General features: G+C 67.8%; 17 protein-coding genes. 10 read left to right on the forward strand and 7 right to left on the reverse strand.

The annotated features are described in order from the left end of the window. Positions 1 to 152: 152 nt before the first annotated feature. Together garD and PO768_RS14035 are read left to right on the forward strand one after the other, a co-directional pair. Positions 153 to 1,742, forward strand: a complete 1,590-nt coding sequence (garD, locus tag PO768_RS14030) for a galactarate dehydratase (RefSeq protein ID WP_272646552.1) — start codon at positions 153 to 155, stop codon at positions 1,740 to 1,742. Positions 1,743 to 1,827: 85 nt separating this feature from the next. Continuing rightward, positions 1,828 to 2,106, forward strand: coding sequence for an HU family DNA-binding protein (locus PO768_RS14035; RefSeq protein WP_137941041.1), 279 nt, complete (start codon positions 1,828 to 1,830; stop codon positions 2,104 to 2,106). 67 nt (positions 2,107 to 2,173) lie between these two features. Here PO768_RS14035 and PO768_RS14040 read toward each other — a convergent pair whose 3' ends face one another. Next, positions 2,174 to 2,848, reverse strand: coding sequence for a hypothetical protein (locus PO768_RS14040; RefSeq protein WP_272646553.1), 675 nt, complete (start codon positions 2,846 to 2,848; stop codon positions 2,174 to 2,176). Between the two features lie 126 nt (positions 2,849 to 2,974). Between PO768_RS14040 and urtA the strand changes: the two genes are divergently transcribed. The 5 genes from urtA to urtE all read left to right on the forward strand — a co-directional run bounded on the left by urtA (position 2,975) and on the right by urtE (position 8,928). After that, entirely contained in the window at positions 2,975 to 4,243 is a 1,269-nt protein-coding gene (gene urtA / locus PO768_RS14045; protein WP_272646554.1) for an urea ABC transporter substrate-binding protein, read from the forward strand. Positions 4,244 to 4,268: 25 nt separating this feature from the next. Then, entirely contained in the window at positions 4,269 to 5,828 is a 1,560-nt protein-coding gene (gene urtB, locus PO768_RS14050; RefSeq protein ID WP_272646555.1) for an urea ABC transporter permease subunit UrtB, read from the forward strand. Next, positions 5,828 to 6,958: an urea ABC transporter permease subunit UrtC gene (gene urtC / locus PO768_RS14055; protein WP_272646564.1), complete on the forward strand. Its 1,131-nt coding sequence runs from the start codon at positions 5,828 to 5,830 to the stop codon at positions 6,956 to 6,958. The genes urtB and urtC overlap by 1 nt, the downstream gene beginning before the upstream one ends. Next, entirely contained in the window at positions 6,955 to 7,839 is an 885-nt protein-coding gene (gene urtD / locus PO768_RS14060; RefSeq protein WP_137941036.1) for an urea ABC transporter ATP-binding protein UrtD, read from the forward strand. The genes urtC and urtD overlap by 4 nt, the downstream gene beginning before the upstream one ends. Before the next feature lie 372 nt (positions 7,840 to 8,211). Continuing rightward, the gene (gene urtE, locus PO768_RS14065; RefSeq protein WP_272646556.1) at positions 8,212 to 8,928 is read left to right on the forward strand and encodes an urea ABC transporter ATP-binding subunit UrtE; all 717 of its coding nucleotides are present in this window, start codon (positions 8,212 to 8,214) and stop codon (positions 8,926 to 8,928) included. 196 nt (positions 8,929 to 9,124) lie between these two features. On the opposite strand, the gene PO768_RS14070 is transcribed toward urtE, so the two are convergent. The 6 genes from PO768_RS14070 to PO768_RS14100 form a co-directional block, all read right to left on the reverse strand. Beyond that, positions 9,125 to 10,834 carry a methyl-accepting chemotaxis protein gene (locus PO768_RS14070; RefSeq protein ID WP_272646557.1) on the reverse strand — a complete coding sequence of 570 codons (1,710 nt, stop codon included), beginning with the start codon at positions 10,832 to 10,834 and terminating at the stop codon, positions 9,125 to 9,127. A 140-nt stretch (positions 10,835 to 10,974) separates the two neighbouring features. Beyond that, positions 10,975 to 11,808, reverse strand: a complete 834-nt coding sequence (locus PO768_RS14075; RefSeq protein ID WP_272646558.1) for an urease accessory protein UreD — start codon at positions 11,806 to 11,808, stop codon at positions 10,975 to 10,977. A 45-nt stretch (positions 11,809 to 11,853) separates the two neighbouring features. Beyond that, the gene (locus PO768_RS14080; protein WP_272646559.1) at positions 11,854 to 12,852 is read right to left on the reverse strand and encodes a porin; all 999 of its coding nucleotides are present in this window, start codon (positions 12,850 to 12,852) and stop codon (positions 11,854 to 11,856) included. A gap of 43 nt (positions 12,853 to 12,895) precedes the next feature. Then, positions 12,896 to 13,753 (reverse strand): ABC transporter permease, encoded by an 858-nt coding sequence (locus PO768_RS14090; protein WP_442953230.1) that lies wholly within the window; start codon positions 13,751 to 13,753, stop codon positions 12,896 to 12,898. Beyond that, entirely contained in the window at positions 13,750 to 14,562 is an 813-nt protein-coding gene (locus PO768_RS14095; protein WP_272646560.1) for an ABC transporter ATP-binding protein, read from the reverse strand. The genes PO768_RS14090 and PO768_RS14095 overlap by 4 nt, the downstream gene beginning before the upstream one ends. 12 nt (positions 14,563 to 14,574) lie before the next feature. Beyond that, complete coding sequence (locus PO768_RS14100) at positions 14,575 to 15,618, reverse strand: ABC transporter substrate-binding protein (RefSeq protein ID WP_272646561.1); 1,044 nt, start codon at positions 15,616 to 15,618, stop codon at positions 14,575 to 14,577. A gap of 266 nt (positions 15,619 to 15,884) precedes the next feature. Here PO768_RS14100 and PO768_RS14105 point away from each other — a divergent pair, with 266 nt between their 5' ends. From PO768_RS14105 to PO768_RS14115, 3 genes are all read left to right on the forward strand, one after another. Further along, positions 15,885 to 16,580, forward strand: a complete 696-nt coding sequence (locus tag PO768_RS14105; RefSeq protein ID WP_272646562.1) for a hypothetical protein — start codon at positions 15,885 to 15,887, stop codon at positions 16,578 to 16,580. Between the two features lie 11 nt (positions 16,581 to 16,591). After that, a complete protein-coding gene (locus tag PO768_RS14110; RefSeq protein ID WP_137941027.1) occupies positions 16,592 to 17,401 on the forward strand; it encodes a hypothetical protein in 810 nt (269 codons plus the stop codon). Continuing rightward, positions 17,398 to 18,476: hypothetical protein (locus tag PO768_RS14115; RefSeq protein WP_272646563.1), on the forward strand; the 1,079-nt coding region annotated here is incomplete at its 3' end. The genes PO768_RS14110 and PO768_RS14115, both read left to right, overlap by 4 nt.

Here is an 18,476-nt window from a genome sequence, read left to right on the forward strand (position 1 = left end):
GCCCCCTCAAGGGGGTTGAGGCCGGACACAAACAGTCCTGAGGACTGTTTGTGCCTGCCGAAGGCCAGGGCCTCTGGCCCTGGCACGCCCGTAGGACCGGCAAAGCCGGATCCTCGGGCGTCGCTTGGGAATACAACCAAAAGTACATCGTCATGGCAGCAAGCACGCCGCTCTACATCAAGATGCACGAGGCCGACAACGTCGCCATCGTGGCCAACGAGGGCGGGCTCGATGCCGGCGCGCGTTTCGCCGACGGGCTGACCCTGGTGGACCGGGTGCCGCAGGGCCACAAGCTGGCGCTGACGGACCTGGCCGCCGGCGCGGCCGTGCGGCGCTACAACGTGGTGATCGGCCGAATGGTCAAGGCCGTGCCGGCCGGCAGCTGGATCCACGAGCGTCTGCTGGAGATGCCCGAGGCCCGCTCGCTGGAGGGCCTGCCGATTGCCACTGCGCAGCGCGAGCCGCTGCCGCCGCTGGAGGGCCACAGCTTCGAGGGCTACCGCAATGCCGACGGCTCGGTCGGCACGCGCAACATCCTGGCGATCACGCAGACCGTGCAGTGCGTGTCCGGCGTGGTGGACTTCGCGGTCCAGCGCATCAAGCGCGAGCTGCTGCCGAAGTACCCGAACGTCGATGACGTGGTGGCGCTGGAGCATGGCTACGGCTGCGGCGTCGCGATCGATGCGCCGGATGCGGTGGTGCCGATCCGCACGTTGCGCAATATCACGCTGAACCCGAACTTCGGCAATGAGGTGATGGTGGTCAGCCTGGGCTGCGAGAAGCTGCAGCCCGAGCGCCTGCTGCCGCCCGGTACCTTTGCCATTGCTCCGGCATCCACGCCCGAAGCGCCCAAGGACGAGGGCATAGTCGCCGATGTGGTCTGCCTGCAGGACGCCGCCCATATCGGCTTCATGTCGATGATCGACGCCATCATGCGCACCGCCGAGCAGCACCTGAAGCGCCTGGATGCGCGCCGGCGCGAGACCGTGCCGGCCAGCGCGCTGGTGGTGGGCGTGCAGTGCGGCGGCAGTGATGCCTTCAGCGGCGTCACCGCCAACCCGGCGGTGGGTTTCTGCACCGACCTGCTGGTACGCGCCGGTGCCACCGTGATGTTTTCCGAGACCACCGAGGTGCGCGACGGCATCGATCAGCTGACCTCGCGCGCCGCCAGCCCCGAGATCGCCGAGGCGATGATCCGCGAGATGGCCTGGTACGACGCCTATCTGAAGCGCGGCAGCGCCGACCGCAGCGCCAACACCACGCCCGGCAACAAGAAGGGCGGCCTCTCCAACATCGTCGAGAAGGCCATGGGCTCCATCGTCAAGAGCGGCAGCGCACCGATCAGCGGCGTGCTCTCGCCCGGCGAGAAGCTCAGCGACCGCGGCATCCGCGCTGGCCTGGTCTACGCCGCCACGCCCGCCAGCGACTTCATCTGCGGCACCCTGCAGCTGGCCGCCGGCATGAACCTGCATGTCTTCACCACCGGCCGCGGCACCCCCTACGGCCTGGCCGAATGCCCGGTCATCAAGGTGGCGACACGCAGCGAGCTGGCGCGGCGCTGGCACGATCTGATGGACATCAACGCCGGCCGCATCGCCGACGGCGAGGCCACGATAGCGGAGGTTGGCTGGGAGATGTTCCGCCTGATGCTGGACGTGGCCAGCGGCCGCAAGAAGACCTGGGCCGAGCAGTGGCGGCTGCACAACCAACTGGTGCTCTTCAACCCGGCGCCGGTGACCTGAACGCCTTGTTTCAGCCCTGTTCGGCCGGCGGACCGATAATCGCGACCCCTTCACCGGGACTTTCCCCGTATCTACTGGATAACTGATGAACAAAAGTGAACTGATCGAAAGCATCGCCACCAAGAGCGGCGTCACCCGTGCTGCCGCCACCACGATGCTGGACGCCGCCCTGGGCACGATCACCGAAGCCCTGGTTGCGGGCGACTCCGTGGCCCTGGTCGGCTTCGGCACCTTCAAGGTCGGCGAGCGCGCCGCCCGCACCGGCAAGAACCCGGCCACCGGCGAAGCGCTGGAAATCGCCGCCGCCACGGTGCCCAAGTTCACCGCCGGCAAGGCCCTCAAGGACGCCGTGAACAGCAAGTAAGGCATCAAGACCTCGGTCTTGATCGGAAGGGCGCCGTCATCGCGACGAGCGCCCTTTTTTATCGCCGCTACAGCAGTGCTTTGGCTGCCTCGATGCGCAGATGCAGGGGGGCGCTGGCGTCGTTCATCACGCCCAGCAGAAAGCGGCGCGGCGCGTCCTGGCCGGCATCGGCCGACGGGGCGGGGGCGGCCGACGCGGTGTCGACCCTTGGCGCGGGTGTGCCCGGCACCAGCCGTTCCAGCGCGGCGCGAAAGTCGGCGCTCTTGATCGGCTGGAGCCGGCACAGCAGGTCCGCCTGGCCCTCGGCGCCGGGCTCGGTGTCGAGCCAGGGCTCGTCGGTAAAGACCGGCGCCAGGTCCGGGGCCAGCAGGGCCGACCACAGGCCGCTGGGCAGCTGGCGCGGCGGCATTTCCTGGGCCACGGTCTCCAGCCTCAGCCGCTGTGCCGCGATCCCGCCCAGATAGCGCCGGCGCAGCCCCTCCAGAAAAGCCAGGGCCTGCGCGGCCGGCACCGGCTCGGCGAGCGAGAACCAGAGCTGGTAGCCGTCGACCCCGTTGACGGCGATGGCCGGTGCGGGCAGTTCCAGATCGGCCTGCACGCCACGCCAGACGGCGCCCAGCGCATCCCAGTCGGCCGGCCGGGCCAGCTCCAGCAGCAGCGCGCGCACCTGGCCCTCGGCAGGTGCGTTGTCGGGCGCCGTCGGCGCATAGAGGCGCTGCAGTTCGGTGAGCAGTCTGTTCATCGGCGGAACTCTACCGCGTCGGCCGCCAGCAACTACGCCAGATGGCGTATTCCTGATCCGGCGCCGCCTCGTGAGACTGGGTCCAGTTCCAAGCCTGATCCCAACCACCCTCCTGGAGACCCCGCCATGAAGCTTGTATCGCGCCGCACCCTGAACCTGTCCGCCCTGGCCTTGGGCATTGCCGGCCTGGGCCTGCCTGCCCACGCCGCCGACACCATCAAGGTCGGCGTGCTGCACAGCCTGTCCGGCACGATGGCGATCTCGGAGACGGTGTTGAAGGACACCGTGCTGATGGCCATCGATGAGATCAATGCCAAGGGCGGCCTCCTGGGCAAGAAGCTGGAGCCGGTGGTGGTCGACCCGGCATCGAACTGGCCGCTATTCGCCGAAAAGGCCAAGCAGCTGATCTCGCAGGACAAGGTCGCCGCCGTGTTCGGCTGCTGGACCTCGGTGTCGCGCAAGTCGGTGCTGCCGGTCTTCGAGGAGCTCAACGGCCTGCTGTTCTACCCGGTGCAGTACGAGGGTGAGGAGCTGAGCAAGAACGTGTTCTACACCGGCGCAGCGCCGAACCAGCAGGCCATCCCCGCCGTTGAGTACCTGATGAGCAAGGACGGCGGCTCGGCCAAGCGTTTCGTGCTTCTGGGCACCGACTATGTCTACCCCCGCACCACCAACAAGATTCTGCGCGCTTTCCTGAAGAGCAAGGGTGTCGCCGACGCTGACATCATGGAGGAGTACACCCCCTTCGGTCACTCCGACTATCAAGGCATCATCGCCAAGATCAAGAAATTCAGCGCCGAGGGCAAGAAGACGGCCGTGGTGTCGACCATCAACGGCGACTCCAATGTGCCCTTCTACAAGGAGCTGGGCAACCAGGGCCTGAAGGCGACCGATGTGCCGGTGGTGGCCTTCTCGGTCGGCGAGGAAGAGCTGCGCGGCGTCGACACGAAACCGCTGGTGGGCCATCTGGCCGCCTGGAACTATTTCATGTCGATCAAGAACCCGGCCAACACCGAGTTCACGAAGAAGTGGGCCGCCTACGCGAAGGCCAAGAACATCCCCGGCCACAAGGACAAGCCGCTGACCAATGACCCGATGGAGGCGACCTATATCGGCTTCAATATGTGGGCCCAGGCGGTCACCAAGGCCAAGAGCACCGATACCGACAAGGTCATCGCCGCGATGGCCGGCCAGACCTTCAAGGCCCCGGGCGGCTTCACGAGCACGATGGACCCGAAGAACCACCATCTGCACAAGCCCGTTTTCATCGGCGAAGTGAAGGCCGACGGCCAGTTCAACGTGGTCTGGAAGACGCCTGGCCCGGTCAAGGCACAGCCGTGGAGCCCCTACATCCCGGAAAACAAGGGCAAGAAAGACGAGCCGGTAGCGAAGTAATTCAGCCCCTCGCCACGGAGCCGTGATGATCAAGCGCCTGCTCAGAGCAGGTGCTTGGCTGCTGTTTGTCGCCAGCCAAGTGCCTCTTGCCCACGCCCTGACCCCGCAACAAGCCCGCGCCATCGCGAGCGGCGAGACCGATGCGCGCATTGCCGCGCTCAATGCGGCGGCCGCCGGTGCCGAGCCGGGCCTGGCCGCGTTTGTGCAGGCCCTGCTGGACGATGCGGTCAAGCTGACGCCCGAGCAGGTGCTGGTCATCCAGGGCGACGAAGCCGTGCCCGAGGGCGCCGAGGATGTGACGAACAACAACCGCATGCGCGGCGTGCTGCAGGCCGCGCTGGCGGCGCTGAAGCTGTTTTCTCCCGAGCTGGCGACGCGCCGCGAGGCCGTCGCCGAGCTGGGCAAGCAGTCGCTGGACGAGTCCCAGCTGCCGCTGCTGGACAAGGCCCTGGCCAGCGAGAGCGACGCGGGCATCAAGACCCAACTGTCCCTGATGCGCGCGGCCCTGGTGATCGCCTCGCCCGACAAGACCAGGCGCCTGGAGGCCGCGCAGCAGCTGGCCGGCGCCAGCGACCCGGCGGTGCGCAGCCTCTTGATCGAGCGCATCGCGGCCGAACCGGACGCCGAGGTCAGGAGCGCGCTGTCGCAGGCCCTGGCCAAGCTGGAAGGCCGCCTGGCCTGGGGCGAGCGCCTGGGCCTGGTCTTCACCGGCGTCAGCCTCGGCTCCATCCTGCTGCTGGTGGCTCTGGGCCTGGCCATCACCTACGGGCTGATGGGCGTGATCAATATGGCTCACGGCGAGCTGATGATGATCGGCGCCTATGCGACCTATGTGGTGCAGAACCTGTTCCGCAGCTATCTGCCCGGCGCGTTTGACTACTACGTGCTGCTGGCCATCCCCGCCTCCTTCCTGGTCGCGGCCCTGGTCGGCGCGGTGCTGGAGCGCAGCATCATCCGCTGGCTCTACGGCCGGCCGCTGGAGACCCTGCTGGCCACCTGGGGCATCAGCCTGGTGCTGATGCAGGCGGTGCGCAGCCTCTTCGGTGCGCAGAACGTGCCGGTCGAGAACCCGGCCTGGCTGTCCGGTGGCTTCGCGCTAATGAGCAATCTGACCCTGCCCTACAACCGCATCGCCATCATCGGCTTTGCCTTGCTGGTGCTGGCCGGCGTGGCGCTGCTGATCGCGAAGACGCGGCTGGGCCTGTTCGTGCGCGGCGTCACACAGAACCGCCGCATGGCCGCCTGCATGGGCGTCAACACCGCCCGCATCGACACCTACGCCTTTTCGCTGGGCGCCGGCATCGCCGGCCTGGCCGGCTGCGCGCTGAGCCAGGTCGGCAATGTCGGCCCGGACCTGGGCCAGAGCTATATCGTCGACAGCTTCATGGTGGTGGTGCTGGGCGGCGTCGGCCAGCTGGCCGGCACCGTGATCGCGGCGCTGGGGCTGGGCATCCTGAACAAGCTGCTGGAGGACTGGGCCGGTGCGGTGCTGGCCAAGATCATGGTGCTGGTCTTCATCGTCGTCTTCATCCAGAAGCGGCCGCAGGGGCTGTTCGCGATGAAGGGCCGGAGCGCGGAAGCATGATGAACACACCTGTGACTCCGAACACGACCCTGCTGCAGCCCTCACGCGGCCTGCTGTCCGCCGCCGGCTGGCTGGCCGTGGCCGCCTGCCTGCTGGTGGTGGCCATCATCGTGCCGCTGTTGAACCTGGCCCTGCCCGAGGGTCATGTCTTGCATATGAGCGACTACGCGGTGGGCCTGGTGGGCAAGATCATGTGCTACGCGATCTGCGCGCTGGCGATGGACCTGATCTGGGGCTATACCGGCATCCTGAGCCTGGGCCACGGCCTGTTCTTCGCGCTGGGCGGCTATGGCATGGGCATGTATCTGATGCGCCAGATCGGCCGCGACGGCAACTACCAGAGCGATCTGCCCGACTTCATGGTCTTCCTGGACTGGAAGGCGCTGCCCTGGCACTGGGCCCTCAGCGATTCCTTCCTGCTGCAGATGCTGCTGGTGCTGCTGGTGCCGGGACTGCTGGCCTTTGTATTCGGCTACTTCGCCTTTCGCTCACGCATCAAGGGCGTCTACTTCTCGATCATCACGCAGGCGCTGACCTTCGCGGCCATGCTCTTGTTCTTCCGCAACGAGACCGGCTTCGGCGGTAACAACGGCTTCACCGATTTCAAGCGCATCCTCGGCGTGCCGCTGGCGCAGCCTTCCACCCGGATGGTGCTGTTCGTCATCACCGGCCTGGTGCTGATCGCCTTCTTCCTGATGGCGCGCTGGATCGTGCAGAGCAAGTTCGGCCGTGTGCTGCAGGCCATACGCGATGCCGAGAGCCGCGTGATGTTCACCGGCTACAACCCGCTGGCCTACAAGCTGGCGATCTGGGTGCTGTCGGCGCTGATGTGCGCGGTGGCCGGCGCGCTGTATGTGCCCCAGGTCGGCATCATCAACCCCGGCGAGATGTCGGCGGCGGCCTCGATCGAGATCGCGATCTGGACCGCGGTCGGCGGCCGTGCGACGCTGATCGGCCCCATCGTCGGCGCCTTCTTCGTCAATGGCGCCAAGAGCTGGTTCACCCAGGCCTTCCCCGAGTTCTGGCTGTATTTCCTCGGCGCGCTCTTCATCGCGGTGACGCTATTCCTGCCTAACGGCATCGTCGGCCTGTTCAGGAAACTCACAGGCAAGCAGGGAGAGCGCGCATGACGCCCGAGCTCATGGAGGAGGGCAGCAAGCTGCGCAGCGAACACGAGAGCAAGCTGGCCGCGCTGCAGGCGGGCTCGTCGGGCGGCTCGGCCTCGTTTGGCCGCCTGCTGACCGCCGGCACACCCGACTTTGCCCACGGCGTGGCCCTGTATCTGGACGACATCACGGTGTCCTTCGATGGTTTCAGGGCCTTGAATCAGCTGAGCCTGGCAATCAATGTCGGCGAGCTGCGCTGCATCATCGGCCCCAACGGCGCCGGCAAGACCACGATGATGGATGTCATCACCGGCAAGACCCGGCCCGACCAGGGCACGGTCAGCTTCGGCCAGAACATCGATCTCTTGCGCCTGCGCGAGAACGAGATCGCCCAGATCGGCGTCGGCCGCAAGTTCCAGAAGCCGACCGTCTACGAGCAGCTGAGCGTGTTCGAAAACCTGGAGCTGGCTCTCAGCGCCGACCGCCGCGCCCGCGCCAGCCTGTTCGCACGGCTTTCGGGCGCGCAGCTGGACCGCATCGCCGAGATCCTGCAGCTGATCCATCTGCTGCCCGAAGCGCAACGCCAGGCCGGGCTCTTGTCGCATGGTCAGAAGCAGTGGCTGGAGATCGGCATGCTGCTGATGCAGGACCCGAAACTGCTGCTGCTCGACGAGCCGGTGGCCGGCATGACCGACGAGGAGACCGAACGCACCGCCGAGCTCTTTCTCTCGTTGGAGGGGCAACACTCGCTGGTGGTGGTCGAACACGATATGAAGTTCGTCGACCAGCTGACCGAGGGCAAGAAGAAGGTCACGGTGCTGCACGAGGGCTCGGTGCTTGCCGAGGGCTTGTTGTCCGAGGTGCAGGCGAATGAGAAGGTGGTGGAGGTCTATCTTGGGCGCTAGGTATTTGATCGCGTTCGCTGGTCGATCGCCAGCGGGTACTCGCCGGCCTTCGTGCCAGGGCGCATGCGCCCTGGCGTTCGTCAGGCGCAAACAGTCCACTGGACTGTTTGTGTCCGGACTCACTCCCCCGGGCCTTCGGCCCTCCTCCTTTACCTGCGGCCGACGAGCACCCACTACCGCTCGCCCGGCATCGTGCACTGCCTCGATGACTTTGCGCAGACCTCAGTGCTTCGGGGACGATGGCAGTGGGTGTCTGGATGGCGCAGGTAAAGGAGGAGGGCCGCAGGCCCGGGGGACACGGAGCCAGCCGGATACCCGCTGGCGTCGGCCTGCACAGCCCGTCGCAAATGCAGACAAAGCAGGGCAGCCCACATGCTGAAAGTCGACAACATCCACCAGGCCTACGGCGGCTCCCACATCCTGCGCGGCCTCAGCTTCGAGGCCAAGCTCGGCGAGATCACGGTCATCCTCGGGCGCAACGGCGTCGGCAAGACCACCCTGCTGAAGAGCCTGATGGGCGTGGTGCCGATCAAGAGCGGCGGGTTGAGCCTGGACGGGCAGGACATCGCCAAGCTGACATCCTACGAGCGCGTGCGGCGCGGCATCGGCTATGTGCCGCAGGGCCGCGAGATCTTCGGCCGGTTGACGGTCGAGGACAATCTGCGCATGGGCCTGGCCTACAAGAGCGGCGGCACGCCGATCCCGCCGCAGTTGTTCGAACTGTTCCCGGTGCTGAAGGCCATGATCAACCGGCGCGGCGGCGACCTCTCCGGCGGTCAGCAGCAGCAGCTGGCGATTGCCCGCGCGCTGGCGGCCGGGCCCAAGCTCATCATCCTCGATGAGCCCACCGAAGGCATCCAGCCCAGCATCATCAAGGACATCGGTCGCGTGCTGCGCCAGCTGGCCGATGAAGGTCTGGAAATCGCTGGCAAGAAGCAGCGCATGGCGGTGATCCTGGTCGAGCAGTACTACGACGTCGCCGAGGAACTGGCCGACCAGTCCCTGGTGATGGAGCGCGGCGAGTTCGTCGCTCGCGGGCGCGGCGAGGATATGCAGCGCGACGGCGTGCGCGAGCGCGTCTCGATCTGAGCGCCAGCAAAAAAGCCCCATGACCGGGAGGCCATGGGGCAAAAGCGCTGCAGACACCGCCCGGGACACCGGACGAATCCGGCGTAGGGCTGCGGTGTGGAAACAAAGGGGTCAGCGCGGGTAGCGCAGGGCCGGGCGTGAGGGCAGGCTTGCCTGCCGTTCATGCAGCCTGGGCGCTATCGGTGAAGCAGCCGTTTCAGAAGCTGCTCCAGTCGCCATCGGCGGCGGCCGCGGGCTGGGGTTTGCGAGGGGCCACCGGCTTGGCCGCCGGGCGGGGGGTTGCCGATTTGAAAGCGGCAGGCTTGTGGGCCGGGGCCTTGGGGGCCGGTGCGGCGACCGGGCGAGCGCGGGCTTGATGGCCGTCAAGCTTGAAGCTGGCCACCGACTCCAGCAGCCGCACCGCCTGGTGCTTGAGGCTCTCGCTGGCGGCTGCGCTTTCCTCGACCAGGGCCGCGTTCTGCTGGGTGGCCCGGTCCAGCTGGGTCACCGCCTCTCCGACCTGGGCGATGCCGGCGCTCTGCTCGACGCTGGCGCTGCTGATCTCGCCGACGATATCGGCCACCCGCTGCACCGAGTTGACGATGTCCTGCATGGTCTGGCCGGCCCGGTCGACCAGCTGGGTGCCGCTTTGCACCCGTTCGACCGAGTCGTTGATCAGGCTCTTGATCTCCTTGGCCGCGTCGGCGCTGCGCTGGGCCAGGCTGCGCACCTCGGAGGCCACGACCGCGAAGCCGCGGCCCTGCTCGCCGGCGCGGGCCGCCTCGACGGCCGCGTTCAAGGCCAGGATATTGGTCTGGAAGGCGATCCCGTCGATGGTGGAGATGATGTCGGAGATGCGCTTGGAGCTGTCCTCGATGCCGCGCATCGTCGTGACCACCTCGCCGACCACCTGGCCGCCGCTGCGTGCCACCTCGCTGGCGCTCTGGGCCAGCTGGTTGGCCTGCTGGGCGCTGTCGGCGTTCTGCCGGACGGTGGCGCTGAGCTCTTCCATCGTCGCCGAGGTTTGCTCCAGCGAGGAGGCCTGCTCCTCGGTACGGGCCGACAGGTCGGCATTGCCCTGGGCGATCTGGGCGCTGGCGGTGGACACCGACTCGGCGCCCTCGCGCACGCTGGCCACCGTGCCGGCCAGGCTGTGCTGCATGCGCTGCATCGCCTCCAGCAGCCGCGCGGTCTCGTCCTTGCCCTCGAAACGAATGGGCTGGCTCAGGTCGCCTCCGGCCACCCGGTCGGCCGCGCTGACGGCCTGGGCCAGCGGCCGGGTGATCGCACGGATCAGGGTCAGCGCCATCACGATGGCCAGGCCGCCGGCGATCAGGCTGACGATCAGCAGCCACAGCGCGGCCGAGCGGTAGACATCCTCGCCATGGGCGGCCGAGGCATCGGCACCCTTGTTGTTCAGCTCGACCAGCTGGCGCAGCAAGGTGCTGGCCTCGGTGAAGGTCTGGCGCGCTTCGCCGCCGGCGAGCTTGCGGGCGTCATCGATCTGACCATCGCGCACCGAGCTGACCACCCGCTTCGCCATCTCCTGATACTTGCTCCAGAGCCCGGCAAAGCGCTCGTACTCGCGCCGCTCGGCATCGCTGCTGATCAGCTTGTCATAGGCGGCCATGCTTTTCTGCGCGGCAGCGGTTGCGTCCTCCATCGACTTGGCCGAGGAGGCCGATTGCGCGGCATCGGTGGCGTTCAGATTGACGATCAGGCCGATGCGGAACTCGACGATATCGGCGCTCAGGCCATTGATGGCCTGGACCGAGGGCAGCCAGTTGCCGCTGATGGTGCGCGACTCGGCTTGCACCAGTTGCAGCCGCGAGAACGAGAACAAGGCCAGGATGGCCAACAGCCCCAGCATGATGGCAAAGGCCGCCGAGAGTTTGGCGGCGATGCTCATATTCTTCAGAACCTGCATGAAGCGCTCCCTTGGGTCGAGCCGGACGGCTCTTGTGACAGGGCTGAATCATCCGTGCTTCACCGTCGCCCAAAGCCCCGATCAAGGCGGCGGATGCTGGGCATCTTCCGCGCTTGGGTGCTGGCCGGCAAGCGCTTTGTTCAGGTGCGCCAGACCCGCGGCGGGCAGGGCTGCAGGCCCCAGGCCTGGCTGCGCCAGGCCGCCCAGACCCGCGCCAGGAAGGCCATCGCCGGCTCGACCTTGGGCGCCAGCACGCGCAGCACCACCACGCCCGGCTCGGGGGCGGTGCAGCCGGCCGTGGCGCGCAAGCCGTCGGCCGCGCAGAGTTCGCGAGCGGTCTCCAGCAGGGCCTCGCGGCGGGCGTTGGGCAAGACCTGGCCCGCGGCAAACCACAGGCTGGCCATCACCTTGTGGCCGGCCAGGCCCAGCGGCGAGTCCAGCAGGCCATGGTCATCGGCCGCGAGGCGGCCGCGCTCCAGCCAGCGGCCGGGCAGCTCCAGGTGTTGGGTGTAGTGGCCGCGCGCGAAGGGCAGGCCGGCGGCCGGTAGGCCCAGCGCCAGCACATCCCAGCCCAGCATCTCGGCACCCGGCGCCAGCTCGAACACCATGCGGTTCTCCGCCAGCGCGCCGTCGTAGATCAGGGTCTCCAGCGGCAGCCATTCCAGCCGCGCGCCCTCGGCGACCCGGGCGCGCAGGCGCTGGCTGGCCAGCTCGCCGGCGCTGCGGTAGTAGCGGGTGGCGCCCGGCGTGGTCAGCAGCGCATGGCTGGCGGTCTGCAGATCGATCTCGATCTCGAGCCGGTCGCCGCCGACGATGCCGCCGGGCGGATGCACCAGCACATGGTGGCAAACGCCCGGGCCCTCGGGATAGAGCCGCTGCAGCACACGCAGCGGACCGTGGTGTTTATCGAGGGCCGTGGTGCGCCCCTGCTCGTCGCGCCGGTAGTCCAGCTTCAGATGTCCATGCCATGCCATGGGCGGCAGCTTAGCAAGAGAGAAAAGGGCGCGGCGCGAGCGAGATCAGAAGCGGTGACGGATGCCGACCGAGTAGCTGCTGCCGCCCGACAGGCCGTCGAGCTTGTCGCTCATCGCCACCGCATAGACATCGGTGCGCTTGGAGACAAAGTGGTCGTAGCCGAAGCTGAAGGTCTTGCGGTCCGGGCCGACCGAGGCGCCCAGATGGCCGTACTGGGCCAGCAGCTTGCCGTCGCCGATAGGCACGGCGGCGCCGATGCCGGCGATCTTGTAGTCGCGGCCCGTCGTCGTGTTGTCGACCTTGCCGTACTGGCCGAACAGCTTGGCCGCGCCGAAGTCATAGGACGCGGCGGCTTGCCAGGTCTTGGTGTCGGCCAGCGGGGCGGCGCCGTCCTTCTTGACGTTCTGGTAAGTGAAGCCGGCAGCGAATGGCCCGCCGCCGTAGTTGGCGTTGAAGCCGAAGTTCCTGCCGCCCGCGCCTTCGCCGGCCGCGACAAAGGCCCCGGCACTGAAGCCGCCGAACTTGGGGCTCAGATAGAGCACCGAGTCGCTCCAGCCGGTGTCGCCGGTGGCCGTGGTGCCGCTGACCGTGGCGCCGGCACTGAAGTACTGGCGGATGCTGGGCGAGTAGCCGAAGGAGTCGCCGAAGGCATTGAAGGCCAGGGTCTGCACGAACAGCGGCGTGGTGTTGCGGCCCAGGCGCACCATGCCCAGCTCCTTGCTGCTCAGCGCCACCCAGGCATTGCGGGCCCAGAAGTTGTCGCCGTTGAAGCGGCCGTTGTTGCCGACGTCGGCGCGCAGAAAGCTGTCCAGCGTGAACGAGGCCGTCAGGCCGCCCCCCAGGTCTTCGCTGCCCGAGAGGCCGAAATAGCTGGTCGTCATCTTGCCGCTGTCGACCCCCTTGATGGACTGGCCGCCCGGCGCCTTGGCCGCGCCGACGCTCATATCGAGCAGGCCATACAGCCTGACCTGGGCCTGGGCCAGACCGGTCGCCAGCAGCAGGGTGGCCGCGGCCAGCAGATGCAGTTTCTTGTTGTCGTTCACTCTAGAAGCTCCTCGATTCAGGTTGGGAATTCAGTGGTTGTCGCTACGGTGGGCCCAGCCGGTCAGGCGGCGCTCCAGCACCGCGAACAGCTCGTACATCAGCATCGCCATCGCGCCGACGACGACCAGGCCGGCAAAGGCCAGGCCNGCCGGTCAGGCGGCGCTCCAGCACCGCGAACAGCTCGTACATCAGCATCGCCATCGCGCCGACGACGACCAGGCCGGCAAAGGCCAGGCCCATCTGCATCGAGGCGCCGGCCGAGATCAGCAGATAGCCGATGCCCTCGTTGGCGGCGGTCATCTCGGACACCGTGGTGCCGACAAAGGCCAGCGTGATCGCGACCTTCAGCGCGGCGAAAAAATAGGGCATCGAGCGCGGCAGCCCTACCTTGACCAGCACATCCCAGCGCTTGGCCCCCAGCACCCGCAGCACATCCTCCAGCTCGGGCTCCAGGGTGGCCAGGCCGGTGGCGATATTGACCATGATGGGGAAGAAGCTGATCAGGAAGGCGGTCAGGATCGCGGGGCCGACGCCGATGCCGAACCACACCACCAGAATCGGCACGAAGGCCGCCTTGGGCAGCGCGTTGAAGCCGGTCATCAGCGGGTACATGGCCTTGTAGGCCAGCTGCGAGCTGCCCATCAGAAAGCCCAAGAGCACGCCGACGACGATGGCGATGCCGAAGCCCGCCAGGGTCACCCAGAAGGTGCGCCAGGCGTGGCCGAGGATGACCTGGTGATAGTCGGCCAGGGCCTGGGCGATCGCCCAGGGGCTGGGGAAGATGAACTCCGAGACCTGCAGCGCGCTGCAGATCAGCTGCCACAGCAAGAGGATGACCAGCAGCAGCAGGGACGAGGCATAGCGCTGGAACAGCAGATGGGGTTTCTTCCTGGTCGTCATTGCGCCACCTCCGCGCCGCTCTTCCTGAGCGCGCCAATATGGCCGCGCAGCTCATGGACGATTTCGGTGAAGGCCGGTGGGTAGGTCAGCTCCAGCTCGCGCGGGCGCGGCAGCTCGATATCGCGACGGTGCAGCAGCCGTCCCGGGCTTTTGCTCATCACATAGACGGTGTCGGCCAGGAACACGCTCTCGCGCAGATCGTGCGTCACCAGGATCACATTGAAGCCCTTGGCCGCCTGCAGATCGCGCAGCGCGCACCACAGCTCCTCACGGGTGAAGGCGTCGAGCGCGCCGAAGGGCTCGTCCAGCAAGAGGAGCTGGGGTTCGTGGATCAGCGCGCGGCAGATGCTGGCGCGCTGCTGCATGCCGCCGGAGAGCTGCCAGGGGAATTTGTCCTCATAGCCCGACAGGCCGACGCTGGCCAGCAGCGCGCGGGCGCGTTCGATGTACTCGGCCTTCCTGGCGCGCAGCTGGCTGCGGTGCGGCTCGACGATCTCCAGCGGCAGCATCACGTTCTGCAAGGTCGTGCGCCAGGGCAGCAGCGAGGCTGCCTGGAAGGCCATGCCGCTGATCTTCAGCGGGCCGTTGACCGGCTGGCCGTCCACATGGATCTCGCCGCGGCTGGGCTTCTTCAGCCCGGTGGCCAGCTTCATGAAGGTGCTCTTGCCGCAGCCCGAGGGCCCGACGATGGCCGCGAACTCGCCACGCCTGAGCGTCAGCGAGATGTCCTCGACCGCGAACTTGCCCTGTTCCCAGAGCTCATCGTTGTAGGCGAGCCAGACCCGCCGGAAGTCGACGAAGTTGTCCATGATGAGCCCGCCTCAGCGCTTGGGCGGCAAGACATCCAGCTCGGCCTTGCTGGGCAGGAAGGCGCCATTCCACACCGCCTCCGGCACGACGCGGGTCTTGGTGCCATAGGCGTCCGAGATCTGGCTGGCCATCAGGGCCAGACGCGGGGCCAGGACTTGCCCGAAGCCCTCGGCGCGCGCATCGGGGCTGGCGATCACCGCGTCGATGGCCAGGCGCAGGCGGCGCTTCTCCAGCGCCTCGTTGATGATGCCGTCGCGCTGCTTCACATAGGCAATCGAGGCATCCGGATTGGCCATCACCTCCTTGGCGCCCTTGGCGAAGGCCAGCAGGAAGGCCTTGACGACTTCGGGCTTCTCCTTGAGCAGCTTGGGGCTGGCGATGATGGCGTTGCCGTAGAGCTTCACGCCGTGCTCGGCATAGGGAAAGATCTGCACATCGGCGGCCTTGATGCCGCGCGCTTCCAGGTTCAGCAGCGAGGTGAAGGAGAAGCCGGTGATCGCATCGATGTCCCCGCGCACCAGCATGGTCTCGCGCAGCGGCGGGTCCATGCTGGTCCAGGCCACATTGCTGATCTTGTTGGCCTGGGCAAAGATGGGGAAGCCCTTGCGGCCGGCGTCGAACACCGGGGCGCCGAGCTTCTTGCCGCTCAGCTGCCCGACGCTGCGGATGCCGGACTTCTTCAGCGTCAGCACCGCGGCTGGCGTGTTGTTGTAGACCATCATCACCGCGACCGGCTTGTTCGGCGCATCGGGATTGTTGGCATGGAACTCCATCAGCGCGGCCAGGTCGGCAAAGCCCAGGTCATAGGAGCCCGAGGCCACCCGGGTCACTGCGCCACCGGAGCCGTTACCGGCGTCCAGCGTCACATCGAGGCCGGCGGCCTTGAACAAACCCTTGGCAATCGGTTGCAGGAACAGCGCCGACGGGCCTTCGAAGCGCCAGTCGAGCTGGAACTTGAGCGGCGTGGTCTGGGCCTGGGCGGCAGTGGCGAAAGCGCCGAGGGCGGCCAGCGTGGCGGCGGCCAACCAGTGGCGGCGGGTGCTTGTTGTCAGCATCGGGATGTCTCCGTGAATCTTGCGATGGATAGGGAAGGGCCAGGTCTTGCCGACCCGGCGATCCACTCTACGGAGCAATCTCCATGCCATCAACCGGGGAGATGCCGGGCGCGTCGGTTCTGCGCTGCATACAAGGCTTTATTAAAACTGTATGCAATCCGGCTGCACCAAGATGGGATGGGCCGCCCCTTTGTGTGGCGTTCTAGGGTTTGACGCCCGGGCGCGGCCGCTCCAGACTGCGGCATCGCGACAAGCGGAGCCCAGGCATGAGCGGCACGGTGGAAGAACGGCTGGCGCGCATCGAGCAACTGCTGCAGGCCCAGCCAGCGCCGGCAGCGGCCCCATCGGAAACCCGGTCAGTGCTGGCCCGCGCCGCCGCCTGGATGGGCGCCGAGTTGCCCAAGCTGGTGGCGGCGGCGGTCGTGCTGGTGCTGGGCTTTGCGCTGAAGGACTCGGTGGACCTGGCGATCAAGCAGCGCCAGCTCGACCTCTCCTACACCAAGGAGATGCAGGGCTTGCTGATACAGCTCGGCGGCAAGGGCAGCGAGGCCGAGCTCGGCAGCGCCGCCACCTTGCTGGCCTCTTATGGCGAGCCGGCGCTGCCGGGGCTGATGAGCCATCTGCGCCAGAGCGGCATGGGTGGCGCGGCGGCGGCCGAAGGCCTGAATGTGCTGGCGCTGCGCGAGCCGGAGCTGGTCTGCGCGGCCTTGCCCCGGGTGCTGGGCCTGCGCCAGCAGTATGAGTGGCAGGCGCAGGAAAAGGTCGTGCTGATGCTGGGCCAGCACGGCTGCGGCAAGGCCCGGCCGGCGCTGCGGCGCTATCGCGGCCTGGTCGAGGCGGCGCTGGCCGGTCGGCCCGCCGGCTTCGAGGCCCTGGTGCGTGTCAAGCCCGAGGGGGCGGGCGAGGTCTATCCGCGGCTGCTGAAATCGGTCGACGCGGCGCTGGCGATGCTGGACGAGTGAAGGAGATCCCGATGAGGAAACACTGGTTGAGCTGGCTTCTGGCTGTGGGCACCGGTGCGGCCCAGGCCGTCATCATCGATTGCGAGCCCCAGGCCGGCAGCTTCACGGTCCTGCTCAGCGAGCCGAGCGGCGAGCTGCTGAAGCCGGCCGAGCTGAAGAGCTATCTGGAACGCCTGCAGTTCGAGCTCGACCAGAACCGCAATGCCCGCTGGATCAATCTGCCCGACACGCCGGTGCGCTTCGTCGCCTGCCCGGGCCGCGCACCGGCACTGGACGGGCGCGAGCACAACCCGCGCCTGGTCGACGGCCTGCACACGCGGCGGGTGCTGCTGGAGGTCTGGGGCCAGCTGTCCAGCGAACCCGGGCCCGGTGGTACGAGCCAGCCCAGCGCGCAGCTGAGCTATCTGCTGGTGCCGCTGCGCCAGGCGGCCAACCAGAACGAGGCGGCCGCCGGCGCCTTGCAGCGCCTGAGCTACCCCGAGCCGGGCGCCGCGCCGATCCGGGACCCGGTCCAGCTGGTGGCGCGCTCCAGCGATATCGATGCCTTTGTCGCCAGCGCCTTCGGCTTCAAGCTGCTGCGCGAGCGCAGCTTTGACACGGCGCATCGCAATCTGTGCCGCGCCGATGTGCTGCTGGCCGCCCTGGCCAAACGGCCGCTGGAGGGGCGGACCAAGAGCGAGCTGGAAGGCCTGCGCGCCTTTGTGCTGACATCGGCCGGGCGCGCGATCAGCGAGGCCAAGGCCGACGCGGCCTATCCGAAGACAGGCCTGCTGCGCCTGCGAGCGAGTGCCAAGCCCTGCGACGAGGAGGCCAAGCCATGATGCGCCGCTTTCTTTTTTACGTCCTGATGAGCCTGCTGGCGGTACTGGCCGGCCCCGCGCGCGCGGCCGGCATGGAGCCCTGCAGCTATGCCTCGGTGTTCCCGGGCGCGGCGCTGAATGCCCTGGTCCTGCCGTATCACGCCGAGACCCGCGATGGCCGCCCACCGGCGCCCGAGCTGCAGCTGGCCAGCCGCCAGATCGCCGCGCTGGTCCATCTGGAAGTGCTGATGGGTCTGCTGAAGTACCCCTCGATAGGCGCCAAGCATCTGTGGGCCGAGCCGGGCGAGGTCTGCGATGTCGATGTGATCATCGGCCGCATCACCCGAGTCGGTGCGTCGGGCGCGCTGCGGCCGGGCCAGGGGGCGGTGCTGGTCTGGGGCCGCTTGTTCGAGCAGGCCGGCGAGTTCTATCTGCAGAGCTATCTGCGCTTTGTGCGCCAGGGCAGTGAAGGCGGGGGGGGCGGGAGTGGCGGGGTTGAACAGCTGTGGTTCAAGAACGGGCCGCTGGAGTTGCGCGGCAGCCTGCCGACCCAGGCCATCGCCTTTGCGCCGCGCCGCATCAGCCGGGCCGAGCTGGCCCAGGTGGATCGCGATTTCCGCCAGGCCATGGTCTTGCGGCCCCGACCCGAGCGCGGCGCTGCCGGCCGTGCCATCGAGTTCTCGCCCCACCAGGCGCTGGCCTTTTGGGTCAGCGAGGCGCGCGGCGAATGGCTGAAGCTGCAGCCGCAGCAGGGCGGCCCCGGTGGTTGGGTGCAGATGGCGACTCAGCCCGGTGAGCCGGCCGCCTGGTCGCTGCAGCGCTGGCTGCCCGAGCTGGCCTATATCGATGCGGTCTCGGCTTTTGTGCGGCTGCGGGTCGACGGGCTGACGGCCGCCCAGCGCACCCGCACGGCCGCCTTGATGGAGCAGGGCCTGAGCCGCTACGAGCGCGCGGTGCCGGCCGATCTGGCGCCTGGCGCCTGGGGGCTGGCCAGCGCGCTGCGCGGCTGGCAGGCCTGGGAGCAGGGGCGCTACGAGCCGGCGCTGGCGCTGTTCGAGCAGGCCCAGGCGCAGCTGCCGGCCTATGCCGGCGCGCG

This window comes from Paucibacter sp. XJ19-41, assembly GCF_028462495.1.
Taxonomy (GTDB): Bacteria; Pseudomonadota; Gammaproteobacteria; order Burkholderiales; family Burkholderiaceae_C; genus Roseateles_E.

Coding starts and splice junctions, on each gene's coding strand:
- garD (WP_272646552.1), top strand. CDS start 153: ATGGCAGCAAGCACGCCGCTCTACATCAAGATGCACGAGGCCGACAAC.
- PO768_RS14035 (WP_137941041.1), top strand. CDS start 1,828: ATGAACAAAAGTGAACTGATCGAAAGCATCGCCACCAAGAGCGGCGTC.
- PO768_RS14040 (WP_272646553.1), bottom strand. CDS start 2,848: ATGAACAGACTGCTCACCGAACTGCAGCGCCTCTATGCGCCGACGGCG.
- urtA (WP_272646554.1), top strand. CDS start 2,975: ATGAAGCTTGTATCGCGCCGCACCCTGAACCTGTCCGCCCTGGCCTTG.
- urtB (WP_272646555.1), top strand. CDS start 4,269: ATGATCAAGCGCCTGCTCAGAGCAGGTGCTTGGCTGCTGTTTGTCGCC.
- urtC (WP_272646564.1), top strand. CDS start 5,828: ATGAACACACCTGTGACTCCGAACACGACCCTGCTGCAGCCCTCACGC.
- urtD (WP_137941036.1), top strand. CDS start 6,955: ATGACGCCCGAGCTCATGGAGGAGGGCAGCAAGCTGCGCAGCGAACAC.
- urtE (WP_272646556.1), top strand. CDS start 8,212: ATGCTGAAAGTCGACAACATCCACCAGGCCTACGGCGGCTCCCACATC.
- PO768_RS14070 (WP_272646557.1), bottom strand. CDS start 10,834: ATGCAGGTTCTGAAGAATATGAGCATCGCCGCCAAACTCTCGGCGGCC.
- PO768_RS14075 (WP_272646558.1), bottom strand. CDS start 11,808: ATGGCATGGCATGGACATCTGAAGCTGGACTACCGGCGCGACGAGCAG.
- PO768_RS14095 (WP_272646560.1), bottom strand. CDS start 14,562: ATGGACAACTTCGTCGACTTCCGGCGGGTCTGGCTCGCCTACAACGAT.
- PO768_RS14100 (WP_272646561.1), bottom strand. CDS start 15,618: ATGCTGACAACAAGCACCCGCCGCCACTGGTTGGCCGCCGCCACGCTG.
- PO768_RS14105 (WP_272646562.1), top strand. CDS start 15,885: ATGAGCGGCACGGTGGAAGAACGGCTGGCGCGCATCGAGCAACTGCTG.
- PO768_RS14110 (WP_137941027.1), top strand. CDS start 16,592: ATGAGGAAACACTGGTTGAGCTGGCTTCTGGCTGTGGGCACCGGTGCG.